Annotated in this window: 15 protein-coding genes and 1 pseudogene; 10 read left to right on the forward strand and 6 right to left on the reverse strand. The window is 62.2% G+C overall.

The window, feature by feature from the left end:
• Complete coding sequence (locus AC1Q9F_RS13280; protein WP_492620136.1) at window positions 1-894, forward strand: DMT family transporter; 894 nt, start codon at window positions 1-3, stop codon at window positions 892-894.
• Here the strand turns inward: AC1Q9F_RS13280 and AC1Q9F_RS13285 are convergent.
• The 3 genes from AC1Q9F_RS13285 to AC1Q9F_RS13295 form a co-directional block, all read right to left on the reverse strand.
• Entirely contained in the window at window positions 891-1,781 is an 891-nt protein-coding gene (locus AC1Q9F_RS13285; protein WP_492620135.1) for an alpha/beta fold hydrolase, read from the reverse strand. The genes AC1Q9F_RS13280 and AC1Q9F_RS13285 overlap by 4 nt on opposite strands.
• 91 nt (window positions 1,782-1,872) lie before the next feature.
• Window positions 1,873-2,178 carry a DMT family transporter gene (locus AC1Q9F_RS13290; protein WP_492620134.1) on the reverse strand — a complete coding sequence of 102 codons (306 nt, stop codon included), beginning with the start codon at window positions 2,176-2,178 and terminating at the stop codon, window positions 1,873-1,875.
• Window positions 2,179-2,817 (reverse strand): FMN-dependent NADH-azoreductase, encoded by a 639-nt coding sequence (locus AC1Q9F_RS13295; protein ID WP_492620133.1) that lies wholly within the window; start codon window positions 2,815-2,817, stop codon window positions 2,179-2,181. It lies immediately after the preceding gene.
• 119 nt (window positions 2,818-2,936) lie between these two features.
• Here AC1Q9F_RS13295 and AC1Q9F_RS13300 point away from each other — a divergent pair.
• Window positions 2,937-3,906, forward strand: a pseudogene (locus AC1Q9F_RS13300) (LysR substrate-binding domain-containing protein).
• Window positions 3,907-3,937: 31 nt separating this feature from the next.
• Window positions 3,938-4,468: a ferritin-like domain-containing protein gene (locus tag AC1Q9F_RS13305; RefSeq protein ID WP_064379129.1), complete on the forward strand. Its 531-nt coding sequence runs from the start codon at window positions 3,938-3,940 to the stop codon at window positions 4,466-4,468.
• Between the two features lie 139 nt (window positions 4,469-4,607).
• On the opposite strand, the gene AC1Q9F_RS13310 is transcribed toward AC1Q9F_RS13305, so the two are convergent.
• Window positions 4,608-6,683, reverse strand: a complete 2,076-nt coding sequence (locus AC1Q9F_RS13310) for an AsmA family protein (protein WP_492620132.1) — start codon at window positions 6,681-6,683, stop codon at window positions 4,608-4,610.
• Between the two features lie 382 nt (window positions 6,684-7,065).
• Here AC1Q9F_RS13310 and AC1Q9F_RS13315 point away from each other — a divergent pair, with 382 nt between their 5' ends.
• From AC1Q9F_RS13315 to AC1Q9F_RS13345, 7 genes are all read left to right on the forward strand, one after another.
• Window positions 7,066-7,572, forward strand: coding sequence for a hypothetical protein (locus AC1Q9F_RS13315; protein ID WP_127796770.1), 507 nt, complete (start codon window positions 7,066-7,068; stop codon window positions 7,570-7,572).
• 174 nt (window positions 7,573-7,746) lie between these two features.
• On the forward strand, window positions 7,747-8,379 hold the full coding sequence (locus AC1Q9F_RS13320) for a TetR family transcriptional regulator (protein ID WP_007950628.1): 633 nt from the start codon (window positions 7,747-7,749) through the stop codon (window positions 8,377-8,379).
• A 276-nt stretch (window positions 8,380-8,655) separates the two neighbouring features.
• On the forward strand, window positions 8,656-9,156 hold the full coding sequence (gene ureE / locus AC1Q9F_RS13325) for an urease accessory protein UreE (RefSeq protein ID WP_007950631.1): 501 nt from the start codon (window positions 8,656-8,658) through the stop codon (window positions 9,154-9,156).
• Window positions 9,153-9,827 (forward strand): urease accessory protein UreF, encoded by a 675-nt coding sequence (locus AC1Q9F_RS13330; protein ID WP_207984875.1) that lies wholly within the window; start codon window positions 9,153-9,155, stop codon window positions 9,825-9,827. Before ureE ends, AC1Q9F_RS13330 begins: the two co-directional genes overlap by 4 nt.
• 22 nt (window positions 9,828-9,849) lie before the next feature.
• Window positions 9,850-10,464, forward strand: coding sequence for an urease accessory protein UreG (gene ureG, locus AC1Q9F_RS13335; protein WP_008001031.1), 615 nt, complete (start codon window positions 9,850-9,852; stop codon window positions 10,462-10,464).
• Between the two features lie 27 nt (window positions 10,465-10,491).
• The gene (locus AC1Q9F_RS13340) at window positions 10,492-11,064 is read left to right on the forward strand and encodes a HupE/UreJ family protein (RefSeq protein ID WP_207984874.1); all 573 of its coding nucleotides are present in this window, start codon (window positions 10,492-10,494) and stop codon (window positions 11,062-11,064) included.
• Window positions 11,065-11,164: 100 nt separating this feature from the next.
• Window positions 11,165-12,292, forward strand: coding sequence for an AGE family epimerase/isomerase (locus AC1Q9F_RS13345; RefSeq protein WP_492620131.1), 1,128 nt, complete (start codon window positions 11,165-11,167; stop codon window positions 12,290-12,292).
• A gap of 30 nt (window positions 12,293-12,322) precedes the next feature.
• On the opposite strand, the gene AC1Q9F_RS13350 is transcribed toward AC1Q9F_RS13345, so the two are convergent.
• Together AC1Q9F_RS13350 and AC1Q9F_RS13355 are read right to left on the reverse strand one after the other, a co-directional pair.
• Window positions 12,323-13,228 carry a cation diffusion facilitator family transporter gene (locus AC1Q9F_RS13350; RefSeq protein WP_207984872.1) on the reverse strand — a complete coding sequence of 302 codons (906 nt, stop codon included), beginning with the start codon at window positions 13,226-13,228 and terminating at the stop codon, window positions 12,323-12,325.
• Between the two features lie 129 nt (window positions 13,229-13,357).
• Window positions 13,358-14,122, reverse strand: a complete 765-nt coding sequence (locus AC1Q9F_RS13355) for an SDR family oxidoreductase (RefSeq protein WP_007950653.1) — start codon at window positions 14,120-14,122, stop codon at window positions 13,358-13,360.
• Window positions 14,123-14,343: the final 221 nt, after the last annotated feature.

Raw genomic sequence — 14,343 nt, forward strand, 5'->3', positions numbered from 1 at the left:
ATGCAATACGCGTTTCCCCTGCTGGCGATTTTTATCTGGGCCGGCAACACCGTGATCAACAAGCTGGCCGTTGGCGCGATCTTCCCCGCCGAGATCGGCTTCTACCGCTGGCTGCTCGCCGGCCTGCTGTTCACCCCGTTCATGCTCAAAAAGGTGATTGCGCACTGGCCGCAGATCCGCCCGAACCTGGGCAAGATTTTCATCCTCGGCGTGCTCGGCATGGCGGTCTATCAGAGCCTGGCCTACTTCGCCGCGACCATGACCAGCGCCACCAACATGGGCATCATCCTGTCGCTGATGCCGTTGATGTCGCTGGCCATGGCGATCATCAGCCTCGGCCAGCGCCTGACCGCCGGTGCGCTGGTCGGTGCGGTGCTGTCGTTCGCCGGTGTGCTGGTGGTGGTGTCGTCCGGCAGCCTCGGCGCGTTGCTGCAACACGGCGTGAACCTGGGTGACGCGATGATGCTGATCGCCACCCTCGCCTACGCGATCTACAGCACCCTGCTGAAAAAATGGCAGCTGCGCCTGCCGCCATTGGTGTTGCTGTACTTGCAGGTGCTGGTGGCGGTGGTGGTGCTGTGTCCGCTGTACGCCGTGTCGCCGAAGACCGGCCTGACCCTGCAGAACATTCCGCTGGTGCTGTACGCGTGCCTGCTGGCCTCGATGCTCGCGCCACTGGCGTGGATGCAGGCCGTGCAGCGTCTGGGCCCGAGCCGGACCACGCTGTTCTTCAACCTGCTGCCGTTGATCACCGCGCTGATTGCAGCGGTGGTATTGAAGGAACAACTGGCGATGTATCACCTGGTCGGTGGCTTGCTGACGCTGGGCGGGGTGATTCTTTCCGAGCGCTGGACCACCGTCCTCGGTCGCTCCCGCACCCCGAGCGCCGCCTAGACCCCGGCGGCTTTCAACCGCGCGGCATGCTCGACGAACAGCCGCACCGGGTCCGCGCCTTTGCCAACCAGACCCAGCGACTGGTTGACGATATCGAAGTGATCCATCGGGTAGTCATCGCCGATGACCGTGCCCAGGTGCGAGCTGTAGCGTCCGACCATGCCGTCGCACTGCCCCGGCTCACGCACGAAGGTTTTGGCGAACAACCGGCAACTGCGGTTGGTGCCGTCAAACAGGTTGCCACCGCGATCAGTCTTACCCGGCTGCAACGTGCCGGACCAAGAGTAATAACGCACCCCGTTGACCTCTTCCGGCCCATTCCCGCCCCAGATCTCCGGCAATCCCTGTGGATAACGCTGGTTGAACAGCGCCACGCCTTCAGTGGTCAGGGAATGGTGCGAGGCGTGGATATCCACCGGCAGTTTCGGCCCGTGGTAGCCGGTTTCCAGCAGCGCCATCAGCCAGCCGACAAAGCGTAACAGCGCTTCCAGAATGCGGCCCTTGGCGCTGTCCGCCGGATAGTGTTTCGCCAGATAGTCAGCCAGTTCCGAACCGTGATTGGGCCCGGCCACCGACGTCACCGACGCCACCAGATCCGGCCGCTTGGCCGCCGCATAACGCGCCGTCAGCGACCCCTGGCTATGGCCGAACAGATTGACCTTGGCCGCACCGGTCTCGCGCAGGATTTCATCGATGCGCGCCAGCAACTGCTCGCCGCGCACTTCGGTGGAATTGAGCGGCGACACCTGCACCGCAATCACCGTCGCACCACCCCGGCGCAACGCTTTGATGATCCCGTACCAGTACGGGTACAGCACCAGACGGATGAAACCGAGCATTCCCGGCACCAGCACCAGTGGATAACGTGTGGCCGAATCTTGCGACATGGGCAAACATCCTTGTGGTCGGTGAGTGGATGCAGGGCGTGCAAAACGCCCGCCAAGCATCCTCCTCGATGATGACAACTCCACGACCAGCCTACTTCAGCCCCACCACCCCCGCCACAATCAGCCCCACCGACAACAACTTCACCAGCGTCAGGCTCTCGCCCAGCAGCACGAAACCGAGAAACACCGTTCCGAGCGAGCCGATGGCGGTCCAGATCGGATAGGCGGTGCTCACCGGCAACTCGCGCATCGCCAGAGTCAGGAAGTACACCCCGCCCACCGCCGCAACCACGGTGATCAGCGACGGCCAGAGCCGGGTGAAACCTTCGGCGTACTTCATGCCCATGGCGAAGGTGACCTCGAACCCGGCGGCGATCAGCAGAAACAGCCAGGCCACTTAGAACTCCCGGGCCAGGTCGAGCAAGCGCTGCTCGGCCTCGGCCACCGACACCGCGAAGGTGCGCTCGGCGGATTCCTCGCCCTCGGCGGCGACCACCGTGACGTCGTTGATGCCGATGAAGCCCAGCGCGGTGCGCAACCATGGGTCAGCGTGGTTCAACGCCTCCAGCTCACCACCCGGGCCGAATCCGAAACCTCCGCGACTAGTGACGATCAGCGCCTTCTTGCCGTGCAACAGCGGCGTGTACTGGGCAATGCCGTTGTCCAGGGTATGGTCGAACGTCAGGCCCAACCGCACGATCTGATCGACCCAGGCCTTGAGGCCGCTGGGCACGTTGAAGTTGTACATCGGCGTGGAAATCAGCAGCAGGTCGTGATCGAACAGCTCGCCCACCAGTTGATCGCTGAGCGCCAGATCCGCCTGCATTGTCAGCGGTCGAGCCTCGAGCTCCGGGTAAAACGCCGCTGCGACAAACGCTTCATTCACTGCCGGAATCAACGCCCGGCCGACTTCACGGCGGGTAACCTGAGCCTGTGGATGACGGACTTGCCAGGCGCTGAGAAAACTTTCCGCCAGACGCCGCGAATGGGAGCGTTCACCGCGTGGGCTGGCATGGATCGCAAGAATCTTGCTCATCTGAATCTCCTTGGGACTAGACTTGAGTAACTGTGTGGCGCCAGATTGCTGCCATTCAGTCGTCGCCTCAAATGAGCAAAAATCAGTCGGGATGAATTGATTTCATCTGTGGAGTTTTCATGTTCGCTGCCTTGCCCCTGACCGCCCTGCGCGCGTTCGAATCCGCCTCACGCCTGTTGAGTTTCAAGGCGGCCGCCGAAGAACTGGCGGTGACGCCAACGGCGATTTCCCATCAGATCCGCTCGCTGGAGGACTGGCTCGGCGTGGCGCTGTTCGAACGCCTGCCGCGTCAGGTGCGCCTGACCGAGGGTGGGGAGCGGCTGTTCCGCAGCCTGCACGGCGCCTTTCTGGAGGTGGCGCAAAGCGTCGACACCCTGCGCCCGCAACGCAGTGGCAGCAGCCTGACGCTGTCGACCACCGCCGCGTTTGCTGCGCTGTGGCTGGTGCCGCGACTGGGGCGGTTTTATGCGAAGCATCCGAACATCAATGTGCGGCTGGACACTCATTGCGAAGTGATCGACCTGCATCAGGACGCCAGCGTCGATCTGGTGCTGCGCTACAGCCTCGATGATTACCCGAACCTCTATGGGCTGTGCCTGTTCGATGAGTCGTTCGGTGTGTACGGCTCGCCGGAGCAGGTGGCGCTGGCCGCCCGTCGTACCCCGGCGCTGATCAGCGTGCGCTGGCACAACTCGAAACTGTACGCCCACGGCTGGGAGGCGTGGTGCGCGCATTCAGGCGAGAACTGGTTGAATCAGCACCCGGCCGTCCGCGAATACGACGAAGAGCATTACGCCCTGCAAGCGGCCATTGCCGGGCAGGGGCTGGTGCTGGCGAGCAACATCCTCGTCTCGGAGAGCGTCGCCAGCGGTCTGCTGTTGCCGTACAAGGGCGAAGTGCAGGTCGACGGCGCCGGTTACAGCGCGCTTTGCGTACCGGGCCGCGAGCGCCATCCGCCGGTGAAAGCCTTTTTTGCCTGGCTGCGCGAAGAGGCGCAGCTTTCCGGGCATGTGCCGCGCTGAATCCGACAAAACTTTTTGCAGCGTTCATCACTCACAACCTGGTAACGATCACGTCAGCAGAACGTGACGCCAATCGGATTAGCCTCCAGGAGACTGAAATGAGTGACCTGCATTTGTCTGATGTTCAAACCCTGCGCGAGCGCGCACGCCAGCACGTGGAAAATGGCGCGGTGACCGAAAGCTACAGCGCCAACCGTGAAGAAGTGCTGCGCCTGCTCAACGAGTCGCTGGCCACGGAACTGGTCTGCGTCTTGCGCTACAAGCGCCACTACTTCATGGCCAACGGCCTGAAAGCCAACGTCGCCGCCGACGAGTTCCTCGAGCACGCCACTCAGGAAGCCGAACACGCCGACCGTCTCGCCGAGCGCATCGTGCAACTGGGCGGCGAACCCGAGTTCAACCCTGACCTGCTGTCGAAGATGTCCCACGCGCAATACGTGGCCGGCAACACCTTGAAGGAAATGGTCTACGAAGACCTGGTGGCCGAGCGGATCGCCATCGACAGCTACCGCGAGATCATCCAGTACATCGGCGAAAAGGATCCGACCACCCGCCGGATCTTCGAAGACATCCTGGCTCAGGAAGAAGAGCATGCGGATGACATGGCCGATATCCTGAAAGACCTCTAATCCCCGCTGACTGATCGTTCCCACGCTCTGCGTGGGAATGCCGCCATGGACGCTCTGCGTCCGCTCTTAGGACGCGGAGCGTCCCGGGATGCATTCCCACGCGGAGCGTGGGAACGATCTGACGATCGGGTTGCAGCGATTACTTGGTGGGTTTGACAGTCACCGGCGCCTTACCCGCCTTCATCTGCTCCAGCAACGGCGCGCACTGGTTCGGCTCGCCACCACTCGGCGCCACCAGCGCCAGCAGTCCCGCCGCCGGTGCAGCGATCACGCCCAACGCCACCATCCCCGCCCCGCGCAGAATCAGCGGCACCGCTTTCACCCCGGCATCCGGCTTGATGAACTTGCCACGCACGTACAGCGGCGAACGCAGCGAGATCAGGCGCCAGCCCTTGGATTCCGGCGTCACCGTCAGATCCAGTTGCTCGGTGGCCATGTTCGCCGTGCCGTCGATGTAGATGATTGCGTTCTCGGTGTCGAACACAAACAGCCGCGTGCTCGCCAGGCCGGTCTTGATGTCGAAGTCCGCCGCTGCGCAGTTGATCTTCACTTCCTTGTCGCCAAAGATCTTGCCGACCACGTAGTTGCCGACATTGAGCCCTGCCAGCTCCATCAACTCGCGACTGATCGCGCCGTCGTTGATCAGCATTTTCAGATTGCCGTTGGCGCCGCCCAGCAGTTTGGCCACCGAGTTGCCGCGACCGGCGATATCGGCATCACCGTTGAGCTCGCCGAAACTGGTCTTCATCGGTTCGAAGGTCGGGAACAGCTGTTTGAGCTTGAACTTGCGCGCGGTCAATTTGGCCCGGCCTTCCAGCGGTTCGGTGCGACCGTTGAGGCGAATCTGCGCGTCGAGGTTGCCACCGGCCACGCCGAAGCGCAGCGGCTCCAGACTCAGTTCGCCGTCGTTGAGTTTCAAGTGGGTATAGAGGTCGGTGAACGGCAGCTCTTCGCTGTGGACGATGCGTTTGCCGGTGAATTCGACGTCAGCATCCATGTCGCGCCAGCGCTCGGTCTTGAACTCTTCCACCGGCAACACCTTGTCCGCCGGCTGCTTGCTCTCGCCGCCACGGGCCTTCTGCTTGTCATTGGAGTCGGCACCAATCAGCGGCGCGAGGTCGGCGAACAGCAGTTGATTGGACAGCAGCGCGCCACTCAGCTTGGGCCGTGGCTGACTGGCGACGTAGGCCAGATCGCCATGAATGTCGCTGCTGCCGATCTTGCCGTTGAACTGTTCATAGCGGAACTGCGCGCCGCCCGGCTCATGCAGCTTGGCGATCAAATGGCCGTCGGTGGCATAAGGCGGGGTGTCCGGCAGGGTCACGCCGGTCAGCGGATACAGATTGCCGAGGCTGGCGCCCGCCAGTTTCAAGCGCAGATCGAGGGCGCCGAGATTCAGCGGATCGGTCAGCGTGCCGGCGAGTTCGATGCTGGTGTCGCCGATTTTCGCCTGGGCCTGCAACGGGAAGGGTTTGGCCGCATCCTGCAGGGCCAGCAGGCCGCCGATCTTGCCCTGGCCAGCGAGTTTCTGGCCGTGGTACTGGCCGGTGACTTTCAATGCGAAAGCATAATCCTGCGGTGCGCCGCCCTTGTCTTGTGCGGTTTTCGCGGCTTTGTCGCCGACGATTTCGCTGAAGGGAATCGGCTTGCCGAGCGGGTCGATCAACAGGTCGAGGTTGGTCTTGAGGGTCTGGTCATCCAGGGTGACGTGGCCTTTGTCGAAGCCGATGGCGCCGATGTCGACCACCCAGTTCGAAGGCTCGGCGTTTGGGTCCTTGGGATCAAACTTGAAGGTCCAGTTGGCCCGGCCATCGGCTAAACGCTGCAATTGTGCGTTGGGTTCGGTCAGGTCGATCCGAGGGATCGTCACCCGTTGCGCCAGCAAGGCCAGTGGCGAAATGCGCAGCTCGACCCGTTTGAGGGTGACCATCTGCGGCTGTTTCGACCAGTCCGGATTGCCCAGCGTCAGGTCTTCGGCCACCACGTGCGGCCACGGCACCCAGGCACGCCAGCCGCCCTCGTCGAGCTCACGCCGCCAGACCACCGACAGGTTGCCGTTGATGGCGAACGGTCGATGCAATTCTTCCGCGACTTTGGCGTTGAGCGGCGGTTTGATCCGGTTCCAGTCGAAGAACACGATGATCAGCACCAGCACTGCCAGAAGCAGCACGAGGGTAGCGAAGGTCCAGGCGAAGATTTTACGCGTGCGCGTCATTGCACAAAGCTCCTGAAGACGACTGCATCCATTGGCACGACGCAGCTGAAACGACGGGCCGTGATGGCCCTCATGAAATCTGTGACTGACAAACAGCCCGCAGGTTTAATCCAAAGCCCCATCGAGGGGAAAAAACGGTCGCCATTCTGACCGATCGGTCGAGTTGGCGTTACCGGACCCGCACTTTTGCGGGGCGCGAGTGGGTGGAAAATACCCACCGCAGTGCAAAACCGCCCGCCTGAAACGCCCGAGCTAGAGCCTCCCAAGCGAACAATCAATTCTGTTGATTATTACCATTGTGTTTATGAACTTTTATATCGACTTATCGAGAGTAGCATTGCCCTCGTACCCACTTTATCGCCCTCCCAAGGAGCAACCCATCATGAAACGCCAACTTCTGTTCAGTCTTACCCTCTCGATGCTGGCCAGCACCGCTTTCGCCCTGCCAGCTGCCGAACAGGCTACCCCGCAAGTGAAATCCAGCCACTCGGTGTTCAGCCAGACTGTTGCCGCTGATGGCTCGGACCGCACTCCACAAGGCCAGACCCTGGCTGAAAACGGTCGTAACCGTCTGGAAGAAAAAGGTCTGGTTCAAGATGGCTATGACAAAACCCCACAAGGCCAAACCGTAGCTGAAGGCGGCCGTGATCGTCTGGAAGAGAAAGGTCTGGTTCAAGACGGTTCGGATCGCACTCCACAAGGTCAAACCCTGGCATCTGACGGTGGCGACCGTACCCCACAAGGCCAGACTCTGGCTTCTGACGGCGGCGACCGTACCCCACAAGGTCAAACCCTGGCGGCTGACGGCTATGACAAAACCCCACAAGGTCAAACCCTGGCCGAAGGTGGTGGTGACCGTGTGATCGAACGCAACAGCGCTTTGAGCTAAGCCCATGGCGGCCTGGAAAAAAAGCCCAATCCCCGGATTGGGCTTTTGACTTTTCAGCAGCCTGTATAAAGAAGTCGCGATTTCCCTGCTCCATCTCCCCCGCTGCCGTTCGACGCCGACAAAGCCGATTTGCTAGAGTGCGGCGCTTGTCTTGCCTAAGAACACACCCTTGCGATGCTGCCCCGCGCCGAACAGAAACAACAGACCCGCAACGCCCTGATGGACGCTGCCCGCCACTTGATGGAAAGCGGCCGAGGATTCGGCAGCCTGAGCCTGCGTGAAGTGACGAAAACCGCCGGCATCGTGCCCACCGGTTTCTACCGGCATTTCGCCGACATGGACGAACTCGGCCTGGTACTGGTCAGCGAAGTCGGCCAGACCTTCCGCGAAACCATCCGCCTGGTACGCCACAACGAATTCGTCATGGGCGGTATCATCGATGCGTCTGTGCGGATCTTCCTCGACGTGGTCAGCGCCAACCGTTCGCAATTCCTGTTTCTGGCCCGCGAGCAGTACGGCGGATCGTTGCCGGTGCGTCAGGCCATTGGCCGTTTGCGTGAGGACATCAGCTCCGACCTGGCGGCGGATCTGGCCTTGATGCCCAAGCTCCAGCACCTCAATCGCGAGGGCCTGAGCGTGATGGCCGACCTGATCGTCAAATCGGTGTTCGCCACCCTGCCGGACATCATCGACCCGCCCGCCGAAGCCCTGCCCGAGCATCTGACGCCACAGGCGAAGATCACCCAGCAGTTGCGCTTCATCTTTATCGGGTTGAAGCACTGGCAAGGGCTCGGCAGTACCGAGTAGTTCCTCTCCCGCCCCTATCCCTTGTGGGAGCGAGCTTGCTCGCGATAGCGGTGTGTCAGTCAACTCAATATGACTGGGCGGACGCCATCGCGAGCAAGCTCGCTCCCACACTGGCTCCTGTTTGGTGCATGTAAAAAACTTCATGCACCAAAACACCCCACAATCCTGCAACATCTTGAAACATCCACTAGTCTCCGACAGGGTTTTCCTACGCTTCGTCCGATTGGCAAGCCCCTTGCTCTAGCCTGAGCATTGTTCTTAGCAGGAAGCTTTCTGATGCTGGTGATTCATCGCAGAATCGACCCCCAACCCGTCTGGGCCGCCGAGTTGCACCTGACCTTCGAAGCCAGGAGCAAAAGCCGCCTGCGCTGTTTCAGTGCCGAAGGCGAAGACGTCGGACTGTTTCTGGAGCGTGGTCAACCGCCGCTATATGACGGCGAATGCCTGCAAGCCGAAGATGGCCGGATCGTCCGGGTCTGCGCCCGTCCCGAACAACTGCTGCACGTCACCTGCGCCAATGCCTTTGAACTGACCCGCGCGGCCTATCACCTGGGCAATCGCCACGTCGCACTGCAAGTCGGTGACGGCTGGCTGCGGCTGCTCGACGACTACGTGCTCAAGGCGATGCTTGAACAGCTCGGCGCCGCCGTGGAATCGATCGAAGCGCCGTTCCAGCCAGAACACGGCGCCTACGGTGGCGGCCATCATCATTCGCGACACGGTGACGAAGACTTCAACTACGCGCCGAAACTCCACCAGTTCGGCGTCCGTTTGTGAACCCGGCCTGGGCGCTGCTGCGCCTGGCCAGTCCGCAATTGCCGATTGGCGGCTACAGCTATTCCCAAGGCCTGGAAATGGCGGTGGATAACGGCCGTGTCAACAGCCCGGACAGCGCCCGCCGCTGGATCAGCGATCAACTGCTGCTCAACCTCGCGCGGTTCGAGGCGCCCATGCTGCTTGCCCATTGCCAGGCCGCCGCGGACGAACACTGGGATGAATTGCGCAAGCTCTGCGAAAGCCATCGCGCCAGCCGCGAAACCCGCGAACTGCATTCGGAGAGCCGGCAAATGGGCTACTCGTTGCAGCAATTGCTCAACGGCCTGCCCGAGCTCGATCAGCCCGCGCGGGATTTTCTCGAACACTGCGCCGAACCGCACCTGGCCCTGTGCTGGGCACTGGCCGCGCGCGCCTGGCAGATCAGCCCGCAGGACGCCCTCGCCGCGTGGCTGTGGAGTTGGCTGGAAAACCAGCTCGCCGTATTGATGAAAACCCTGCCGCTGGGCCAGCAAGCCGCCCAGCGCCTGACCAGCGAACTGCTGCCACTGCTGCAACAGGCGCAGCAGGACGCCACCCGAATCAACCCCGAACACCTCGGCAGCGCCGCGTTCGGTCTGTCCCTGGCGTGCATGGCACATGAGCGCCAGTACAGCCGCCTGTTCCGTTCCTAGGGCCTTTTATCTGGAGAATCACATGAACACACAACCCCTGCGCGTCGGCATTGGCGGCCCGGTCGGTTCCGGCAAGACCGCATTGACCCTTGCCCTGTGCCTGGCCCTGCGCGAGCGCTACAACCTGGCCGTGGTCACCAACGACATCTACACCCGCGAAGACGCCGATTTTCTGGTGCGCAACGAAGCGCTGGCGCCGGAACGCATCATCGGCGTGGAAACCGGTGGCTGCCCGCACACGGCGATCCGCGAGGACGCCTCGATCAACCTCGAAGCGGTGGATCAACTGAACCGGCGTTTTCCGGGGCTGGACTTGATTCTGGTGGAGTCCGGTGGCGACAACCTGTCAGCAACCTTCAGCCCGGAACTGTCCGACCTGACCATCTACGTGATCGACGTTTCGGCCGGCGACAAGCTGCCGCGCAAGGGCGGGCCCGGCATTTGCAAATCCGACCTGCTGGTGATCAACAAGATCGACCTCGCACCGCTGGTCGGCGCCTCGCTGGAGATGATGAACAGCGACACCCAACGCATGCGCAACGGCAAGCCGTTCGTGTTCAGCAACCAGAAAACCGGTCAGGGCCTGGAAGAAATCATTGCCTTCATCGAACGCCAGGGCCTGCTGACCGCAGCCTGATTCACTGATCAACAAGGAAGCTTCTCCATGACACTCAAACGCATTCTCGGCGCCGTCGCGCTGCTGCTGACCCCGGCACTGGCCTTCGCCCACCCCGGCCATGGCGACTCTGGCCTGGTGGCCGGCATCAGCCACCCGATCGGTGGCCTCGACCATTTGCTGGCGATGGTGGCCGTCGGCCTGTGGGCGGCGCAGCAGCAAGGCGCAGCGCGCTGGGCGCTGCCGTGTACGTTCGTCGGCACCATGCTGATCGGCGGCCTGCTCGGCTTTGAAGGGCTGGAGCTGCCGGCGCTGGAAAGCGGGATTGCCGCCTCGGTGCTGGCGCTGGGTCTGGCGGTGGCGCTGGCGGTGCGTCCGCCACTGGTGATGGCGGTGGCGGCAACGGCGCTGTTTGCGCTGTTTCATGGCGTGGCCCATGGCCTGGAGCTGCCGGACATGTCGAGCCCTTGGGCGTATGCCGCCGGTTTCGTGGTCGCAACGGCTGCGCTGCATGCGGCGGGTTATGCCATCGTGCGTTTTCTGCCTCAGGCTGCCGCGCCGCTGGTTCGACTGGCCGGAGCGGCTTCGGCGGTGACGGGCGCGTGGTTGCTGGCCGGTTGAACTGCACCTCTGATCGTTCCCGCGCATGGCGCGGGAACGATCGATCGCCACTCTCTGCTACCATGTCGCGCAATCGCCCCTGCCGTGACGACGTCCGCCCATGCCCCACGCTTCCCGCTCCACCTCCCTGCCTGAACTGACCGCCCTGTTCGGTGAAGTGCAACAGCACTTTCTGAACGTGATCGTGCCCCTCTGGCAAGGACCGGGCTGGAACGCCGACATGGCGCTGCCTTACGAGGCGCTGGACGCCGCACATCAGCCGCTGCCACCGCAGCGCTACCGGGCCATGGCCTGCGCACGGCAGCTGTACCTGTTTTCCAGCCTGATCGGGGTTGTGGATAACGCCGAAGCCCGCGCGGCTGCTTTGTTCCGTTCCCTGCAACGGCACTTTCATGATGCCGAGCACGGCGGCTGGTTCTACAGCATCGATCCGCAGGGCAAACCGCTGGATCAGCGCAAGGATCTCTACACCCATGCCTTCATCCTGTTCGCCTGCGCCCACTATTGGGACAAGTCTCGCGAACCGTTGGTGGAATCAACCCTGAACGCCGCGCTGGAAGTTATCGGCCGACGATTCGCAACGGGCGACGGCCTCTACGAAGCCTGCCTCGACCGCGACTGGATCACGCTGGAAACCGGCCCGCTGCAAAACCCGCTGATGCACTTGGCCGAAGCCTTCCTGGCCACGTTGGCCGTGCGCGAAGATCCCCAGACGCAGCAGGCGCTGAGCGAGTTATGCACAGCCATGCACAAGCGTTTCGTCGATCCGAAGGCCGGCGTGTTGATGGAAAAGCCGCTGGGGTCTGTGGATAACTGGTTTGAACCGGGGCATCAGTTCGAATGGTATTTCCTGCTCGAGTCCTCACCGCTGCTGCGCGGGTCGAAGCTGCACGCGGCACTGGATCGTGCGTTTGCCTTCACCGAACAGCAGGGCATCGAGACCGACACCGGTGCGGTGCTGGCCATGCTTGATCCGCAAGGACACGGGAAGGATTCGACCCAGCGCATCTGGGCCCAGGCCGAATACCTGCGTGCCTTGACCTTGCGTCCGGGCAGTGAAAGCGCGGTGCTGCGCCAGTTGCAGGCGCTGCAACAGCGCTTCCTGCATGCCGGCGGCTGGCACGAATGCCGTGACGATCAGGGCGAGGTCAGCCGCAAGGACATGCCGTCGACCACGCCGTATCACCTGGCGACCTGCTATCGCGGCCTCGCCGACTATCTGAGCTGACGTCGTGGCGAGCCCGCGCGCTCGCCCAAGTCAGGCAATCCACTTCCTGTCGCCAGTGAAGCTGATGGTCAGCCAGCGCGCCGCGTCCGGTTTGCCCAGCTTCGCGGAAATCTCCTCACGCAGCACATCCAGCTGACCGACGCTCTGCAGCCGGTAATCCGCCGGCAACACCACATGAATCTCGATGAATCGCGCCCGCCCGTGCTTCTGCACGTAGGACACGTAGTCGTCGAAACCATGCTCGACCTTCGCGGCATCCATCACCTGGCGCACCTGATCGTCCAGCGTGTCCGGCGCAATGCCGAGCACGTCACGCAGCGCCGGGCCGAGGATCTTGAAGGCCGGCGGCAGCATGGTCAGGGCCAGCACGATGAGGATCAGCGGGTCGACGAACTTCGCCCACTCGCCATAGCCCTGGGACTTGAGCAGCAGCGCCGCGAGGAAACTGATCAACAGGCCCACCGACAGCATCGCGTCCACCAGCCAGCTGATGTTGTCGAACTGGATCAGGCTCGACTTGAGCTTGCGATTACGGTGGCGAACGTAGAAGAAGTAGGCGAACTCGACAACGGTGAACACCGCTGCGTAGATGATCACCAGGCCCAGCTCGATCTCACGACCGCCGTTGATGATGCCGAACACACCATTGAGAAACGCGTAGATGGCGATCAGCAGCAGGAAACTGCCCTCGATCAGCAGCACCATCGGCTCCAGGTGCCAGAAGCCGAACTGGAAGCGCTGGTTGCTTTGCTTGGCGATCAGCTTCGCGGTGATCAGCATCAGGACTTTGATGAACGTGGCAATCAGCGAAAAAAAGCCATCGAACAGGATGGACTGGGAACCCGAAACAAAACCGGTGGCGATCCCGGCGACCGACACGGCCAACATCAGGATGGTCGATTGTTTGAGCAGCGCCTGCTCACCTCGGTTACTCACTTTGACTCCTCGAAAACCTTGAAAACCGCTGGGTGCGGTGGGGTTGTTGAGGAGTGAGTCTACCTTACTGCCAGAATTTGGCCGATTTGCCCTCTTCGCCAGCCCGCTGGCGAAGAGGGCAAAACCGTATCAAGCCTTGTTACGCTCGATGGCAAAACCGGCCCAGGTCTGGCTCACCGGCATCAGCTCCAGGCTGTTGATGTTGATGTGCGCCGGCGCATTCAGCACCCAGAAGATGGTCTCGGCGATGTCCTGCGGCTGGATCGGCTCGGCACCGGCGTAAGTGGCGTCGTAACGCGCCTGGTCACCGGCGAAACGCACCAGCGAGAACTCGCTCTCGCACAGGCCCGGCTCGATGTTGCTGACACGCACGCCGGTGCCCTGAAGGTCGCAACGCAGGTTCAGCGAGAACTGTTTGACGAACGCCTTGGTAGCGCCATAAACGTGGCTGCCCGGGTACGGATAGTTACCGGCGATGGAGCCAAGGTTGACGATGCCGGCGCCACGACCGTGGGCGATCAGGCGTGGCAGCAGCAGACGAGTGCTGTACATCAGGCCTTTGACGTTGGTGTCGACCATGGTGTCCCAATCGTCGAGGTCGCACTTCGGTGCAGGGTCCACGCCCAGCGCCAGCCCGGCGTTGTTGATCAGGCCGCGCAGCTTGGCGAACGATGGCGGCAGGTTGGCAATCGCCTCCTCCATCGCCTTGCGATCACGCACGTCCAGCACCAGGCCATGCACTTCGGTCTGCTTCGACAGTTCGGCGCACAGCGCATTGAGGCGTTCTTCACGACGACCGGTCAGCACCAGTTTCCAGCCGGCCTCGGCAAAACGACGGGCACAGGCTTCACCAAAACCGGAGGTCGCGCCGGTGATAAACAGGGTGTTGGACATCGTGTTCTCCTTGCTTCGGCCGCCGGGGCAGCCATTGGAATAGAAAATCAGCGGGCAGCATGCCCGGCCCTGCTTTAACCGGCAACCACCGAATCCTGCTCATTAATTGATCAACGGCCGCTACGCCATACGCGCCGTGGCCTGTAGCCATGTGCACGCACGTTATCCACAAGCCCTTACACAGTTTCCGGGGGCAAGTGGAAAAGCGCAAAGCCGCGCCA

This window comes from Pseudomonas sp. GW823-FHT04A03, from assembly GCF_058796615.1.

Bases quoted from the DNA above. Each gene is read 5' to 3' on its own strand.
- AC1Q9F_RS13280 (WP_492620136.1), top strand. From the start codon at position 1: ATGCAATACGCGTTTCCCCTGCTGGCGATTTTTATCTGGGCCGGCAAC.
- AC1Q9F_RS13285 (WP_492620135.1), bottom strand. From the start codon at position 1,781: ATGTCGCAAGATTCGGCCACACGTTATCCACTGGTGCTGGTGCCGGGA.
- AC1Q9F_RS13295 (WP_492620133.1), bottom strand. From the start codon at position 2,817: ATGAGCAAGATTCTTGCGATCCATGCCAGCCCACGCGGTGAACGCTCC.
- AC1Q9F_RS13305 (WP_064379129.1), top strand. From the start codon at position 3,938: ATGAGTGACCTGCATTTGTCTGATGTTCAAACCCTGCGCGAGCGCGCA.
- AC1Q9F_RS13310 (WP_492620132.1), bottom strand. From the start codon at position 6,683: ATGACGCGCACGCGTAAAATCTTCGCCTGGACCTTCGCTACCCTCGTG.
- AC1Q9F_RS13315 (WP_127796770.1), top strand. From the start codon at position 7,066: ATGAAACGCCAACTTCTGTTCAGTCTTACCCTCTCGATGCTGGCCAGC.
- AC1Q9F_RS13320 (WP_007950628.1), top strand. From the start codon at position 7,747: ATGCTGCCCCGCGCCGAACAGAAACAACAGACCCGCAACGCCCTGATG.
- ureE (WP_007950631.1), top strand. From the start codon at position 8,656: ATGCTGGTGATTCATCGCAGAATCGACCCCCAACCCGTCTGGGCCGCC.
- ureG (WP_008001031.1), top strand. From the start codon at position 9,850: ATGAACACACAACCCCTGCGCGTCGGCATTGGCGGCCCGGTCGGTTCC.
- AC1Q9F_RS13340 (WP_207984874.1), top strand. From the start codon at position 10,492: ATGACACTCAAACGCATTCTCGGCGCCGTCGCGCTGCTGCTGACCCCG.
- AC1Q9F_RS13345 (WP_492620131.1), top strand. From the start codon at position 11,165: ATGCCCCACGCTTCCCGCTCCACCTCCCTGCCTGAACTGACCGCCCTG.
- AC1Q9F_RS13355 (WP_007950653.1), bottom strand. From the start codon at position 14,122: ATGTCCAACACCCTGTTTATCACCGGCGCGACCTCCGGTTTTGGTGAA.